The organism is Bradyrhizobium tropiciagri (assembly GCF_018130545.1).
Lineage (GTDB): Bacteria > Pseudomonadota > Alphaproteobacteria > Rhizobiales > Xanthobacteraceae > Bradyrhizobium > Bradyrhizobium tropiciagri_A.
In genome coordinates this window covers 571,551-586,619 of the sequence record NZ_JAFCKF010000006.1, presented here as the reverse complement: position 1 = coordinate 586,619, position 15,069 = coordinate 571,551, and the positions used below count along the sequence as shown (strand labels likewise).

Annotated in this window: 13 protein-coding genes; 6 read left to right on the top strand and 7 right to left on the bottom strand. The window is 65.3% G+C overall.

Going from position 1 to position 15,069, the window contains the following annotated elements; translation table 11 throughout:
• Nucleotides 1-2: 2 nt before the first annotated feature.
• Nucleotides 3-662, bottom strand: coding sequence for a DedA family protein (locus tag JQ616_RS27955; RefSeq protein WP_212020116.1), 660 nt, complete (start codon nt 660-662; stop codon nt 3-5).
• 11 nt (nt 663-673) lie between these two features.
• Complete coding sequence (locus JQ616_RS27950; protein WP_212020111.1) at nt 674-1,252, bottom strand: class I SAM-dependent methyltransferase; 579 nt, start codon at nt 1,250-1,252, stop codon at nt 674-676.
• Nucleotides 1,253-1,517: 265 nt separating this feature from the next.
• Here JQ616_RS27950 and JQ616_RS27945 point away from each other — a divergent pair, with 265 nt between their 5' ends.
• Both JQ616_RS27945 and JQ616_RS27940 read left to right on the top strand, forming a co-directional pair.
• Nucleotides 1,518-2,192 carry a response regulator transcription factor gene (locus JQ616_RS27945; RefSeq protein WP_212020105.1) on the top strand — a complete coding sequence of 225 codons (675 nt, stop codon included), beginning with the start codon at nt 1,518-1,520 and terminating at the stop codon, nt 2,190-2,192.
• Between the two features lie 5 nt (nt 2,193-2,197).
• Nucleotides 2,198-3,565 (top strand): sensor histidine kinase, encoded by a 1,368-nt coding sequence (locus JQ616_RS27940; RefSeq protein WP_212020196.1) that lies wholly within the window; start codon nt 2,198-2,200, stop codon nt 3,563-3,565.
• Nucleotides 3,566-3,595: 30 nt separating this feature from the next.
• On the opposite strand, the gene JQ616_RS27935 is transcribed toward JQ616_RS27940, so the two are convergent.
• Both JQ616_RS27935 and JQ616_RS27930 read right to left on the bottom strand, forming a co-directional pair.
• Entirely contained in the window at nt 3,596-4,789 is a 1,194-nt protein-coding gene (locus tag JQ616_RS27935; RefSeq protein WP_212020102.1) for a serine hydrolase domain-containing protein, read from the bottom strand.
• 38 nt (nt 4,790-4,827) lie between these two features.
• Nucleotides 4,828-6,468, bottom strand: coding sequence for a flavin-containing monooxygenase (locus JQ616_RS27930; RefSeq protein WP_212020101.1), 1,641 nt, complete (start codon nt 6,466-6,468; stop codon nt 4,828-4,830).
• A gap of 298 nt (nt 6,469-6,766) precedes the next feature.
• Between JQ616_RS27930 and JQ616_RS27925 the strand changes: the two genes are divergently transcribed.
• Nucleotides 6,767-7,669, top strand: coding sequence for a helix-turn-helix domain-containing protein (locus tag JQ616_RS27925; protein ID WP_212020097.1), 903 nt, complete (start codon nt 6,767-6,769; stop codon nt 7,667-7,669).
• A 36-nt stretch (nt 7,670-7,705) separates the two neighbouring features.
• Here the strand turns inward: JQ616_RS27925 and JQ616_RS27920 are convergent, their stop codons facing one another.
• Nucleotides 7,706-8,740 (bottom strand): aldo/keto reductase, encoded by a 1,035-nt coding sequence (locus JQ616_RS27920; protein WP_212020095.1) that lies wholly within the window; start codon nt 8,738-8,740, stop codon nt 7,706-7,708.
• A gap of 23 nt (nt 8,741-8,763) precedes the next feature.
• Complete coding sequence (locus JQ616_RS27915) at nt 8,764-9,945, bottom strand: MFS transporter (protein ID WP_212020094.1); 1,182 nt, start codon at nt 9,943-9,945, stop codon at nt 8,764-8,766.
• A 101-nt stretch (nt 9,946-10,046) separates the two neighbouring features.
• Between JQ616_RS27915 and JQ616_RS27910 the strand changes: the two genes are divergently transcribed.
• Complete coding sequence (locus JQ616_RS27910) at nt 10,047-11,003, top strand: LysR family transcriptional regulator (RefSeq protein ID WP_212020093.1); 957 nt, start codon at nt 10,047-10,049, stop codon at nt 11,001-11,003.
• Between the two features lie 7 nt (nt 11,004-11,010).
• Nucleotides 11,011-11,505: an SRPBCC family protein gene (locus JQ616_RS27905; protein ID WP_212020092.1), complete on the top strand. Its 495-nt coding sequence runs from the start codon at nt 11,011-11,013 to the stop codon at nt 11,503-11,505.
• Here JQ616_RS27905 and JQ616_RS27900 read toward each other — a convergent pair.
• The gene (locus JQ616_RS27900) at nt 11,502-12,251 is read right to left on the bottom strand and encodes a class I SAM-dependent methyltransferase (RefSeq protein ID WP_212020091.1); all 750 of its coding nucleotides are present in this window, start codon (nt 12,249-12,251) and stop codon (nt 11,502-11,504) included. The two genes, JQ616_RS27905 and JQ616_RS27900, sit on opposite strands and share 4 nt — an antisense overlap.
• 330 nt (nt 12,252-12,581) lie before the next feature.
• Between JQ616_RS27900 and JQ616_RS27895 the strand changes: the two genes are divergently transcribed.
• The gene (locus tag JQ616_RS27895; protein ID WP_212020090.1) at nt 12,582-14,957 is read left to right on the top strand and encodes a glucose/quinate/shikimate family membrane-bound PQQ-dependent dehydrogenase; all 2,376 of its coding nucleotides are present in this window, start codon (nt 12,582-12,584) and stop codon (nt 14,955-14,957) included.
• The last annotated feature ends 112 nt before the right edge of the window (nt 14,958-15,069 follow it).

The window sequence follows — 15,069 nt, the reverse complement described above, 5'->3', positions numbered from 1 at the left end:
TCTCATGCGCCCTCCTCCACCGGCAAGCGTGAGGGGAGCGCAAGCGGAGGCGCGACGCTCCCCGATGCGGGCGAGCGCTTGTAGAGCCGAAATCCCAGCAAGAGCGCGACTTCCACGGCGATCAGGACCACCACCACCCAGAAGCCGAGGCTGATCGGATCATGGCCGCTGCCGCGCAGCGCATAGCCGAGACTCAGGAACGGCATGTTCCAGATCACCGTGCCGATCGCCGTCGCCATCACGAAGGCGCGCGGCTCCAGCCGCAGCACACCGGCGGGCAGCGCCAGATAGATCCGCACGGTGGGCAAGGTCTGACCGATCAACGTCACCCAGAAATGATTGCCGCGATAGGCGTCGGTGAGCTGTCGGTAGAGCGATGGCCGCAGCAGCACGAACTTGCCGTAGCGCGTCACCAATCCTTCGATGCGCCGCGAGCCGAGCGCCCGGCCTAGCCCGTACCAGCCGATCGCGCCGATCACCGATCCAGCGCTGGTCGCGAGGATGGTCTTCGCAAGCGTCGTGCCGTCGGGGACCGTCAGCCCGAGCAGCATCAGCAGCACATAGGACGGCAACAGCGGAATGAACTTCTCGGCGATGGCGAGGCAACCAACGCCCACCAAGCCGAAATGTAGAAACATCGCGATCGTGCTCGACGTGTCCATCGCGGCCTCGATCAAGCGTAGGGGTAGCGGCGGCTGATCCGATAGACGGACGCCGGCGGCAGGTTGCGAAATGTCTGCCCGATACAGCTCGCCTGCAGATCAAGGCGATCCAGGATCGCATCTGCGACCGGGCAGCGCGGACCATAGGTGATCTGGTAGAACGCCCCGTCGGGGCGGAGATAGCCGAAGGCACCATCGAGGATCGCCGTGACCTTCTCGGGCGGCATGATGAGAAGCCCGAGGCCGCTCACGACCGCACCGACGGGCGCCCCTTCGAACAGCCGTTCCCGCTTCAGCCAGGCTGCATCCATCCAGAGCACCCGCGCACCTGGAAAGCGCCGCTGCAGCAACGGGATGAATTCGGAGCCGTACTCCACCAGCGTCAGATCCCGCTGCCTCACACCGCGGCGAAGCAAGGCATCGGTAAAGACGCCCGTGCCGGGACCGAGCTCGATCACCGGACCGGTGTCTGCGGTAATCTCTTGCGCCATGAGCGACGCGACGGCTGGTCCGGACGGCGCAACTGCGGCAACGCGCAGCGGATTGCGCACCCAGGCGCGGAAGAACGGCAGGATGTCAGCGGCTGACATGCTGGAGCTCCCGCATGATGAGCGCGTCGCCGGTACCGCGGCAAAGGTTGGTAGGCAAGGTCATTCACGTAATCTTTCGCTTTGCAGATGCCCCTGGCGCGCATCTGTCCCATGCGAAGCTTGCGTCAGCCTGTCGCAAATCTGCGCACGCACGAAATTTCGGTCGGCGACGCATTTGAGCTGACAAACTCGCAAGGTTGCCGCAATGAATGAGACATAAAACCGGCAGATCGAACGACGAACCGGTGCGGAGGTAACGCGACGAATGCGGGTGCTGTTGGTAGAGGACCAGCCGGACATGGTCGCGGCGCTGCGTGCGGCGCTCGCGCGGCACGACATGCTGGTCGATCATGCGCCGGATCTCCTGGAAGCCGAGGCGATCGCCGCAGCGGGGAGCTACGACGCGATCGTGCTCGACCGGCAATTGCCCGACGGCGACGGGTTGACGCTGATTCCGAAATTGCGCGCGCGCGGCAACACCGTGCCGGTGCTGGTGCTGACCGCCCGCGGCGAGCTCGCGGATCGGATCTCGGGCCTCGACAGCGGCGCCGACGATTATCTCGGCAAGCCGTTCGCGTTCGAGGAGCTACTGGCGCGGCTGCGGGCGCTGCTGCGCCGGCCCGCCAATGTGCAGCAACACGCCGCGCGGATCGGACGCCTGTCGTTCGACTTCACCCATCGCGGGGCCAACGTCGATGGCCGTCCACTGGAGATGCCGCGCCGCGAACGGCTGGTGCTCGAGGCGCTGCTGCATCGGATGGGACGCATGGTGCAGCGCTCCGCACTGATGGAGGCGGTCTACGGCCTCGACGACGACGTGCAGCCCAATGCGCTGGATAGCCACGTGTCGCGCCTGCGCCGCAGACTCGCCGAGGCCGACGCCGGCGTCACCATCAACGGCGTTCGTGGCCTCGGCTATGTGCTGCGGGAGACACCGTGAGCGTGCTGCGACCACGGTCCCTCACCTGGCGCCTGGTCGGGCGCCTCGCGGGCCTGCAGGCGATCGCGTTGACCCTCCTGATTCTGCTGATCGGGGCCGCCGCGATCGGGCTGCTGCGGGCGGGGCTCTTGATCGGCGAGTACGAAGGCAGCACGCTCGATACGCTGCGGGACGCCGTCATCCGCGACGAAGCGGGTGGGCTGACGCTGCGCCAAACGCCGGAACTGGCCGCATTGCGCGCCGGACACGCCGACCTCTGGTTCATCATCCGCGACACCGAAGGACACCAGCTGTCCGAGGGCGTAGTGCCGACGCAATTCGCGCCGATCGCCTCAGCGCTCGATCATGTCAGCGAGGCGCGGCTCAAATGGAACGCGGCGGAAGCCATGCGGCCCGCAGGTCTCGTCAAATGGGTCGACACATCGGCGGGACGGGTCCAGATCCTGACCGGCACATACGGCGAGCTCTCGATGTGGCGCGCACTGGAGAGCACGCCGCTGCTGTTCCTCAACATGATCCTGCCGATCGTCGTGCTGATGACGCTGGCGACGCTGGTCGCGACACCGTTCGTGGTGCGCCGGGCCATGAACGGTCTCGCCCAGGTCGCGGCGCAGGCCGAGCGCATCGACATCGACCAGCGCGGCGTGCAGCTACCGCTCGACAACGTCCCGGTCGAGATCACACCGCTGGTGAAGGCCATCAATGCCGCGCTCGATCGGCTCGACAAGGGTTACGAGCGCCATCGCCGCTTCCTCGCCGACGCTGCGCACGAGCTCCGCACGCCGATCGCAATCCTCTCGACACGGGTCGCCTCATTGCAGGCCGGTCCGGAGAAGACCCACCTGCTCGAGGACGCCACCCGCCTCAGCGTGATGGCCGGTCAGCTGCTGGACCTGCAACGGCTCGATCAGCACACCGACACGTTCGGCCCGGTCAATCTCGTCGGCGTCGCGCGGCAGGTCGTGCTCGACCTCGCGCCGCTCGCCTTCGCGGCGGGATACGACATGTCCTTTGAGCAGGAGGGCGAGACGATCGTGGTGACCGGCGACCAGACCGCACTCGAACGGGCGCTCACCAACCTCGTGCAGAACGCCATCGACCACGGGCAGCGCCGCGGCGCGATCCTGGTTCGAGTGACGACAACAGGACGGATCGAGGTCTGCGACGACGGCGACGGCGTTCAGCCCGACGCACGCCAGCAGATCCTGGAGCCGTTCCGCCGCCTGCATCCGGGCGGCCGCGGCGCCGGGCTCGGCCTCGATCTGGTGCAGACCATCATGCGCCTGCACGGCGGCCGCATCGAGGTCGATCAGGCGCCGTCCGGCGGCGCCTGCATGCGCATGGTATTCCCCGAGCTTCAGCAGCGCTGTTGATCGGCCGGCAGTCGAACTGGCGCGGCGGGACTAACCCGCCTTGCGCAGTTTCAGGGATTCGTAGAACGCGGTCTCCAAGTTCATGTAGCCCACGAACGACGTCGGATCGCCGAACGGCAGGATCTGCGTCGCCCAGAATCCGCCGAATCCGTTCTGCCGATCGATCCAGTAGAACAGGTTGGCAAGACCAGCCCAGCCGAGCGCACCGGCGGGACGGCCGGTCGGAGCCTGCTCGTCATTGATCATGAAGCTCAGCGCCCAGGATTTCGACTGGCCGGGGAAGAATTCGGCATCGTTGGCGAGCGAGGTGATCACGCCCGTGATCGCGGTGACCTTGTTGTTACCGAGATGGTTCTTCTCGGCCATCCGCACCGTCTCGGCCTTGAGGACGCGTCCATGCTCGCCGGCGCCGTCATTGAGCCACATCCGGATGAAGCGCATGTAGTCGCCGATTGTGCCGTAAAGCCCGTGGCCGCCCATGTGGATTTCCGGATTGGCCGGCAGCTCGAAATCCATCGGCGTGAGCGAGCCGTCGGCATTGCGGGCGTGAATGCCGGCGAGCCTGCGGCGCATCGCGTCGGTGAGCTCGAACGTCGCATCCATGATCCCGAGCGGTTCGAAGATGCGCGTTTTGAAGACCTCGCCGAGCCGGCGGCCGGTAATAGCCTCGACGATCTGCCCGCACCAATCCATGTTGGTGCCGTATTCCCAGCGCTCGCCGGGATCGAACAGCAGCGGGGTCATCAGCGCGGCTTTGGATGCCGTGATGACGCTCGGCTGCCCCTTCTCCTGCGCCAGTCGGTTGTAGGTGTGATTGATGAAATCGTAGCTCAGGCCGGCACTATGAACCATCAGCATGCGGGTCGTGATGTCGCGCTTCGGTGCTCGCAGCCGCGGCTCGCCCTTGTCGTCGAAGCCCTCGATCACCTGAAGCTTGCCGATGTCGGGCGCATAGGTCTTGGCCGGCGCGTCGAGATCGAGCTTGCCCTCCTCGACGAGCTGCAGGACGGCAGTGCCCGTGATCGCCTTGGTCGTCGAGAAGATGGCGAACACGCTGTCGGTCGTCATATCGGCCGGCTGGTCGAGGCGGCGCTTGCCGGCGGCGCCTTCATAGATGTTGCGATGCCGGTCGGTCACCATCGCGACGACGCCAGGGACGCGTGGATTTGAAGTCACGACGCCGTCGAGGATCGCATCCGCGGCTGCACTGAAATTCGTGCTCATTGTCTTCCTCCTGTGTTCTGTTGTTGACAAGCGTAGCGCTATTGCATGGCGAACCCGGGATAGCCGCTCGCGGCAACCTCGTCGCATTTCTGGCGATAGGTGCCGACACCACCGCAATAGGACAGCACGCGGCGCGGCTTGCCCTCGACATTCGAACCCAGGTACCAGGAGTTGGTCTTGGCGATCAGCGTTGCGTTGGCGGTCTCATCATGATGCGCCACCCACTGATCTTCGGCATCCCTGGACGGTTCGATGACGATGAGGTCCTTGCCGCGCAGGTACTTGATGCAATCGTCGATCCACTCGACCTGCTGCTGCAGGCAGGTGGTCATGTTGCAAAGCGCGGCTGACGGGGCGAGCGGCACCGCCGTGGTGAACAGGTTCGGATAGCCGTGAACCTGCAGGCCCATGGTGGTGCGGATATCCCGGCCCCAGTCCTCCTTCAGCGAGCGGCCGTCGCGGCCGCGGATATCGATCCGCGTCAACGCACCGGTGCCGGCGTCGAATCCCGTCGCGAGGATAATGACGTCGAACTCGTGTACGGTGCCGTCCGCAGTCTGAATGCCCTCGGGGGTGATGCGGGCGATCGGATTGTCCTTGACGCTGACGATCTCGACATTGGGCCGATGGAAGGCCTCGAGGAAATTGCTCTCGAGCGGCACCCGGTGGGTGCCGAAGCCGTAATCCGATGGAATCAGCTGCTCGCACAGTTTGGGATCCCTGATCCGTTCTCGCATCTTCTCGCGCACGAATTCGGTGATCTCGGCGTTGACGGCTTCATCGAAGAACAGTTCGGCGAAGGACGAGACCCACAGTTTGAGAGATCCATCGTTCCAGCAGTCCTCGACCACCTGGCGGCGCTGCTGCGGCGTCAGATCGGCCCAGGCGTGCTCGAAGTCGAACTCGAAGCCGGTGAAGGTCTTCGGCAGCCGCTCGGTGAGGAACTTGAACTTCGACTTGTAGGCTTCGGCATCTGACGCGTCCCATTTCGGGTTCTTCATCGGGATGATGTATTGCGGCGTGCGGATGAACACCTTGAGATGGCCGACCTCGCCGGCGATCGACTGGATCACCTGGATCCCGGTCGCGCCGTTGCCAACCACGCCGACGCGCTTGCCGGCGAGTTCGATCGGTCCTTTCGGCCAGCGCGCGGTATGGAACAGTTTGCCCTTGAAGGTCTCCTGTCCGGGGAACGACACATGCGGGGCTGAGAGCATGCCGCAGCAGGTGACCAGGAACTGGGTGTCGATCACATCGCCCTTGTCCGTCGCCACCTGCCAACGCTGCGTCGCTTCATTGAAATGCGCGCTCTTGACCGTGGTTTCAAACTGGATGTCCTTCTTGAGGTCGAGGCGGTCGGCCACATAGTTCAGCCAGCGTTCGATTTCCGGTTGTCCTGGAAACCGCTCGCTCCAGCTCCAGCCTTTGTAGAGGTCCTCGGAGAACAGATACTGATAGGTGTGGCCTTCGGAATCGAAGCGCGCGCCGGGATAGCGGTTCCAATACCACGTGCCACCGACGCTTGAGCCAGCGTCAATAGCCCTGACGTTCAGGCCCTGCTCGCGCAGGCGGAACAATTGATAGAGACCGGCGACGCCGGCGCCGATCACCACGGCGTCGAATTTGAATGTCGCGTGCGCGCCATTGCTTCCATTGGACCTCGTTGCGGTCGCAGTCATGATTTCCTCCTGTGTCTGGTCTCTCGCACGCCCTTTCCCACCCGGATGCCCCCGGATGACGGTGCGTTGCGCCAATTTGGACCCCGGCGGCATGGACGAGGCTGCCGGGACGCACAGGAGGCTACGGCGCCTGCGGTCGTCGGGACTTGAATGAAACCGACAATCTCTGGAACGCGACCGCGCAATCGCGAGGTCGGCCATTGGTCTCCTTGGCAAACGGCGAAAGCGGCCTATTCTGCCGTCCGGCCAAAGAAGAAGCGGTCAACCGCCGATGGTTTCCAGGGAGGAGGCTCGCGCGATGAGCCAGTTGATCACGGTCGAGGAACTGCCGCGCTACGCTCCCGGCGAGTTGAAGCTGGATAGTTCGCCGATTGGCCGCAACGATTTCCGGCTGCGGATCTTCCGCTATGCGCCATCAGACATCTGGGTCCCGCCATCGGAGAACTTCCTCCTCGTGCTGTATCGCGACGGCGTGACATCGATGAACCGCCGTGTCAGCGGCACGTGGAAACAGGATCACGTCGGTCGCGGCGTCACGTCGCTTCTGACGCGCGCAGAGCCGTCGAGCTGGCATTGGAAGAACGACATCGAGGTCAGCCATTTCTACATCTCGCCAATGCTGATGGCGAAGACCGCGAGCGATGCCTTCGACCGCGACGCCGAGACGGTCGAACTTCACGATCTGCTCAAGGTCGAAGACCCAATGCTGACCTGGATCAACGATCAGATGATCCAAGAGGTCGCCACGGGCGGTCCCGGCGGACGCCTCTGCTACGACGCGCTGGCGTTGCAGGCCAGCGTGCACATCCTGCGCAAATACGCCGCGATCGAATTCAAGATGCCCTGCGCGCAGGGGCGGTTCAGGCCGGCACATGCGCGGCTCATCGAGGACTATGTCGAACAGAATATCTCGCGCAACATCACGCTCGAAGAGCTCGCGAACATCTGCAATTGCACGCCGGTGCAGTTCGCCCGCAAGTTCCGCGTCCACTACGGCATGCGGCCGCATGCTTACGTCCTGCAGCGCAAGGTCGAGCACGCATGCCAGCATCTGCGCAGGGATCGCGTGGCGCTAAAGGAGATCGCCCTGCTCGCGGGCTTCGCCGACCAGAGCCATCTCAATCGCGTGTTCCGGCAGCACATGAACGTGACGCCGGCGGAGTACCGCCGGCAGGTTTGCGAGACAAAGCACGAGGCATGAGATTGAACCGCGCGCCACCGGCGCGCGGCGAGCGCCCTATACCAGCGGCGGATTGAGCCGCGCGAAGCCCTCCTGGATGCGGTAGGGGTAATATGGATAAGCCGGCATCATCGCGCTGGCCTTGTCGAGACGCGCGATCTGGTCCGGCGAGAGCGACCATCCGACCGCGCCGAGATTGTCGCGCAGCTGCGCTTCGTCGCGCGCACCAATGATGACGGATGAAACGCTGGGACGCGTGAGCAGCCAGGCAATGGCGACTTGCGGCACACTGCGGCCGGTCTCTGCGGCGACCGTGTCCAGCGCATCGACGATCGCGTAAAGCTTCTCGTCATCGACGGCCGGCCCGAACTGCGCAGTCTCGTGCAAGCGGCTGTTCTTCGGCAATGGCTGCCCGCGTCGGACCTTGCCGGTGAGCCGGCCCCAGCCGAGTGGGCTCCAGACCAGCGCGCCGACGCCCTGGTCGAGCGCGAGCGGCATCAGCTCGGATTCATAGTCGCGGCCGGCCAGCGAATAATAGACCTGATGCGCGACGTAGCGCGGCCAACCGTGCCGTTCGGCGACCGCGAGCGACTTCATCAAATGCCAGCCGGAGAAATTCGAGGCGCCGACATAGCGCAGCTTGCCGGCGCGCACCAGCGTATCGAGCGTCGACAGCACCTCATCGATCGGCGTGAAGGCGTCGAAGGCATGAAGCTGCAGCAGGTCGATATAGTCGGTGCCGAGCCGGCGCAGCGCGGCGTCGACCGCGGCAACGAGGCGATAGCGCGACGTGCCGGCATCGAGCGGACCGTCGCCCATCGGCAGGCCGGTCTTGGTCGAGATCAAGACCTTGTCGCGGCGCCCCTTGATCGCGGCACCGAGGATCTCTTCCGACGCGCCGCTGGAATAGACATCGGCGGTATCGAACAGATTGACGCCGGCCTCGAGACAGATATCGATCAGCCGCCGCGCCTCGCTGGCGTCGCTGCGGCCCCAGGCCGAGAACAACGGTCCCTGGCCACCGAAGGTGCCGGTGCCGAAGCTGAGCACCGGCACTTTGAGGCCGGATGCGCCGAGATTGCGGTATTCCATGGTCATACTCCCTGTGATGCCGTTCACTCGGCCGGGCACTGCGTAGCCAGCACGACCGGCCGATCGAGGCGCAGGCTCCACAACGCGAGCAGCAGTCCGACTGCGGTGATGATTGCGGCGACCAGCGGCAGCGCACCGAGGCCAAGGCCGCGGTCGATGGTGACGCCGCCGGCCCAGGCGCCGAGCGCGTTGCCGAGATTGAAGGCCGCGATGTTCAGGCTGGAGGCCAGCGTCCGTCCTTCGACGCCGGCTGCTTCGAGCACGCGAAGCTGCAGCGGCGCGACGGTTGCAAACGACGCGATGCCGAGCACGAACAACAACGCCACTGCCAATGCCTTGATCGAGACCACCGCCGCCAGCACGACGAGCACGGCGGCGAGACCGCCGAGCGACACCAGCAATGCACGCGCAAGTCCCCTGTCCGCGAGCTTCCCGCCGGCGACGTTGCCGATCGCAAGTCCGGCGCCGAACACCAGCAGGATCGGCGACACCGCGGCGTCGGAGAATCCCGTCAGTCGCGTCAGGATCGGCTGCACATAGGTGAACACCGCGAACAGCCCGCCGAAGCCGAACACAGTCATCGCAAGCCCGAGCAGGACCTGCGGGCGGCCGAGCACGGCAAGCTCCTCCCGCAGCGGCGCCGGCTTGTCGTTGGCGCCGACATGGCCGGGAACCAGCACCGCCAGCACGATGAACGCGATCACGCCGATCGCAGCCACAGCCCAGAACGCCGCGCGCCAGCCGAGCATCAGACCGAACCAGGCGCCGAAGGGAACGCCGAGCAGGGTCGCGACCGTGAGGCCGATGAACATCGTTGAGATTGCCGACGCCCGCTTGTCCTCCGGGACAAGGCTCGTCGCCACCACCGAGCCGACGCCGAAGAAGGTGCCATGCGCCAGCGAGGTGAGAATGCGGGCTGCCATCAGCAGCTCGTAGTTCGGCGCCAGCGCGCAGGCGGCGTTGCCGAGCGTGAAGATCGCCATCAGCGCCAGCAGCACCGCCTTGCGCGGCATCCGCCGCGTTCCGAGCGTCAGGATCGGCGCGCCGACGAAGACGCCGAGGGCGTAACCGGAGATCAGCAGGCCTGCCGCGGAGACCGACACATGCATGTCGGCGGCGACCTGCAGCAACAGCCCCATGATGAGGAATTCGGTGGTGCCGATGCCAAAGGCACCGGCGGTCAAGGCAAGGACTGCAGCAGGCATGTGTCGCTCCGGAGCGTGAGGATTCCGCAATGCGACATAGCGGTCCGGGCGGAGAAGGACTAGAATGGCCGCAATCCAATCATTTGTGACGTGAATTCAAGATGGCCCGAACAGACAGCAACCGCTCCGGCGAGATGGACGTGTTCGTCCGCGTGGTCGATCTCGGCGGCTTCACCGCGGCCGCGAACAGCCTGCGCCAGACACCATCCGGCGTCAGCAAGCTGGTCTCCCGGCTCGAGACCCGGCTCGGCACGCGGCTGGTCAACCGCACCACCCGCAAGCTGCAACTGACCGAGGAAGGCCAGGCCTTCTATCAGCGCGCCCAGCGCATCCTCGCCGATATCGACGAAGCCGAGCGCGAAGCCGCTTCATGCGTGCCGCGCGGCCATCTCACCGTGAACAGCAACATCCCGTTCGGCATGCTGCATGTGATGCCGCTGCTGCCGCGCTTCATGCGCGAGCATCCCGACATCACGCTCGACGTCGTGCTGACCGACACGCTGGTCGATCTGATGCAGGCGCGCGCCGATGTCGCGATCCGCGCCGGCCCGCTCGGCGCCTCGCGGCTGATCGCGCGCAAGCTCGGCACCAGCCGCATGGCGGTGGTTGCCGCGCCGTCCTATCTCGCCCGCTTCGGCACGCCGAAGACCGCGGCCGACCTCGCCGCCCATCGCGGCATCGGCTGGACCTTCCCGCGCAGCATCCGCGGCTGGCCGTTCCGCCGCGCCGAAAAGATCGAGGAGGCGCTGCCGCCGCCGGTCGCCCGCGCCAGCGATGGCGAGACCGCACGCCAGCTCACGCTCGGCGGCATCGGCGTCGCACGGCTGGCACTGTTCCACATCGGCCCTGATATCGAGGCCGGGCGTCTGGTGCCGGTGCTGCAAAACCTCAATCCCGGCGACCGCGAGGACATCCACGCGGTCTATGTCGGCCATGCCGGCCCGCTGCCTGCGCGGGTGCGCGCCTTCATCGATTTTCTTGCAAGCAACATCCGGATCGGCGATCCGGCGCTGCGGCGTGGGGCGGATGGAAAATGGAAGATCGTCGGCGACAAGTGAGCATGCGATGACGAACGAAACCTCGGCCTTCCTGTCCGTCACCGAATCGATCCGCATCGCCGCACAGCCAACGCAGGTGTGGGACGCGATCTTGGATCCCAAGGCGGGCGAGACCTGGCGCAACGCGCATTTCACGACCGACTGGCAGATCGGTGCGCCGATCGAGATCGAGGCGGAGATCGGCGTGAAGCACTACCGCGACAAGGGCCGCGTCATCCGCATCGAACCGCCGATGCTGCTCGAATATTCCTATTGGTCGCAAGTCTCCGGGCTGCCGGATGTTCCGCAATGCTATGCGACGATCACGATGACGCTCGCGGCTGACGGCGGCGAGACGGTGCTGACAGTGACCCAGCAGGTGCCGCCGTCGCCGATCCGCCGCGGCAACGGATGGGAAATCGGTGCAGACTCCGGCGCGAAGCATGTCGCGTTCTACTGGCGCATGACGCTGCCGCGCCTGAAGCAGGCCGTCGAGCGGCGATGCGTCTCGAAAACGCCCTAGGTGCGCTTCAGCAGAAAGAGCTGCGTGACATAGGGAAACACCACCTCGTCGGCATCGCCGAGGCCGGCTTCACGCAGGATGGCATCGGTCTTGTCGCGAATACCGGCCTTCTCCGTATCGGGAAGATTGGCGACATAGCTCGTCGACACGACGCGCTCATAGACGCCTTGCCGCGGCATCCGATGCGGGTGGTCCTGCACGATTTCCTGCTCGAATGTGAAGCGGGGATCCTTCAGTATCCAGCGCCAGTGCCCCGAGCGCTGCCGAGGCGTATCGCCCGCATATTTCTCGATCATGACGGACAGCGCGTCGACCCACAGCGCGCGGTCGTCCCGGTTGTTCCAGACCAGCGCCAGCGTCCCGCCGGGACGCAGCAGCCGCGCGATCTCGGCGACCGACGCTTCATTGTCGAACCAGTGGAACGCCTGCGCGCAAGTGACGAGATCGACGCTGCCGCTGTCGAGATCGATCGCGTCGGCGCGCGTGTTGATGACCTCCACATTCGCTTCCTTGGCCAGCTTGGCCGACATCTCCGCGACCGGTTCGACCGCGACCAGGCGCGCGGACGTGGGAAGATTCTCAAGCAGCAGGCGGGTGAACTTGCCGGTTCCGGCACCGAGATCGACAACGCAGCGCGCGGCCTGCAGCGGCAGCGCGGCGACGATCTCAGCGGGATAGCTCGGCCGGCCCGCCTCGTAGGCGGCGACCGCGACGCTGTAATTCCTGGCCGTAGGGTTCAGTGTCATGTTGCCTCTCCTGCGAGCCGGACAATCTGGCTGACGGTATAGAGCAGCGCCTGCGCAGAACTGGAAGAGCGCGTCGATTCAAAATTCGCTAAAGCCCGTCACCTTTACGTCAGCACTCGCTTGCTGTTGCTGCTTGCTGAACAATGCGCGGTCATTTTGAACGATTTTGCTTCGCAGGTCTTGCATGGCAACTTTGCACGCGTGTGTTGCACCAACGTCGCAGTTCCCAGTTGCAAGTTGCGGTTGACTGAACCACAGTTCTTGAAAGCGGACGCGGTCTGTTGCGCTTGCGCGGGACAAGCCCGGTGCCTCCTCCGCACTGGTGCGGCCATGCAGCGATCGCGGGCAGTCTTCATCACAGCCATCGTCTACGCCGTGATCGGCGCGGTCCTTGCGGGCGGAGGCATCTGGCTCGCCGCGCTGGGCGGATCGATCTTCTACATCATCCTCGGCATCGGCATTCTCGCCACGGCTGCGCTCTTGCTGGCGCAGCGCCGTCAGGCGCTGTGGCTGTTTGCGATCGTGCTGGTCGCAACGCTGGCGTGGGCCGTCCACGAGGTGAAATTTGACTGGTGGCCGCTCGCAGCGCGTGGCGACGTCATCTTCCCGATGGCGCTCTGGCTGCTGACGCCGGTGATCGTTCGCGGGCTGCTGCGAAACGAGCCGGTGTCCTACGCGCGCGCGACGGCGCCGCTCTGGATCGGCGTCGTGGCGGCCGCGGGCGCGCTCCTGGCTGCGCTGCTGTCGAGCTATCACGACATCAATGGCACGATTGCCGAAACCGGCGTGGCCGTGCAGCAAAGCGAAGCCGACCCGCAACCGGATGGCGACTGGCGCGCCTATGGACGCACGCAATTCGGACAGCGCTATTCGCCGCTGAAGCAGATCACGCCCGACAATGTCGGCAAGCTCAAGGTCGCCTGGACCTTCCGCACCGGCGACGTGAAGACTCCGGAGGATTCCGGCGAGACGACCTTCGAGGTCACGCCGATCAAGGTGCGCGACACGCTCTATCTCTGCTCGCAGCATCAGGTGTTGTTCGCGCTCGATGCCAAGACCGGCACCGAGCGCTGGCGCTACGACCCCAAGCTCGTGCACAACAAGACGTTCCAGCACATGACCTGCCGTGGCGTCTCCTATCACGAGACCACGGCCGGCGCCGTCGACTCCAGCGGCAGCTCGGCACCCGCCGAATGCCCGCGGCGGATCTTCCTGCCGGTCAATGACGGCCGCATGATCGCGCTCGACGCCGACAGCGGCAAGCCGTGCGAGAGTTTTGCCGATCACGGCATCCTCGACCTGCAGCAAGGGATGGGGATCAAGACCGCGGGCTTCTTCGAGCCGACTTCACCGCCCGTCGTCAGCGACAAGATTTTGGTCGTTGCCGCCGCGGTGATCGACAATTACGCGGTCGAGGTGCCGTCGGGTGTGATCCGCGGCTTCGATGTCTACACCGGCAAACTGGTCTGGGCGTGGGACTCCGGCGCGGCAGACGAGAATGCATTGCCATCCCCGGAGCGCCATTACACCAACGGCTCGCCGAATTCCTGGATCACCGCCTCGTTCGATCCGAAATTGAACCTGGTCTACATCCCGACCGGCAACAACGGGCCGGACATCTGGGGCGGCAATCGCGATGCGCTGGTCGAGCGCTACTCGAGTTCGATCGTTGCGCTTGACGTCAACACCGGCAAGCGCGTCTGGTCGTACCAGACCGTGCATCACGATCTCTGGGACATGGACGTGCCCTCGCAGCCGAGCCTGGTCGATGTGACGACGGCCAAGGGCGTCGTTCCCGCGATCATCCAGCCGACCAAGGTGGGCAACATCTTCGTGCTCGACCGCAGGACCGGCGAGCTGATCGTGCCGGCCCCGGAACGTCCGGTGCCGCAGGGCCCCGCGCCCGGTGACCGCAGCGCGCCGACGCAGCCGTTTTCCGAGCTGAGCTTCCGGCCGGAGGCGAAGCTGACCGGCGCCGACATGTGGGGCGGCACGATCTTCGACCAGTTGCTGTGCCGGATCATGTTCCACCGCTTGCGCTACGAGGGCACGTTCACGCCGCCGTCGTTGCAGGGCACGCTGGTCTTCCCGGGCAATCTCGGCATGTTCGAATGGGGCGGCATCGCGATCGATCCTGTGCGCCAGATCGCGATCGCCAATCCGATGTCGCTGCCGTTCGCGTCACGGCTGATTCCGCGCGGCCCGCAAAATCCTCCGGCGCCGACCGCGGAGAAACCGGTTGGCAGCGAGGTCGGGACGCAGCCGATGTACGGCACGCCGTTCGGCGTCGATATTTCGAGTTTCCTCTCGCCGCTCTCCGTGCCGTGTTACCGGCCGCCATGGGGCTCGATGGCCGCGATCGATCTGAAGACGATGAAGATCGTCTGGCAGCATCCCAACGGCACGATCCGGGACACCACGCCGCTGCCGCTTCCGTTCAAGATGGGCGTGCCGATGCTCGGCGGGCCGATCACCACCGCCGGCGGCGTCGCATTCTACACCGGCACCTATGAGTACACGATCCGGGCTTACGACGTGCGCGACGGCAAGGTGCTGTGGGAAGACCGCCTGCCCGCAGGCGCGCAATCGACGCCGATGAGCTACGAGGCCGATGGCAAGCAATATATCGTCACCGCGGCCGGCGGCCACGACTCGTTCGGCACCAAGCGCGGCGACTACGTCATCGCCTACGCATTGAGCGACTGAGCCGATCCGGACTGCGACAAGCGTCGGATTCCTGATGACGTGCTGGTGATGAAACACCGCGCTCGAAATGAGTTCCGCGAGCTCGAGAAGGGTTGGCAAGCCCGGCCAAAGC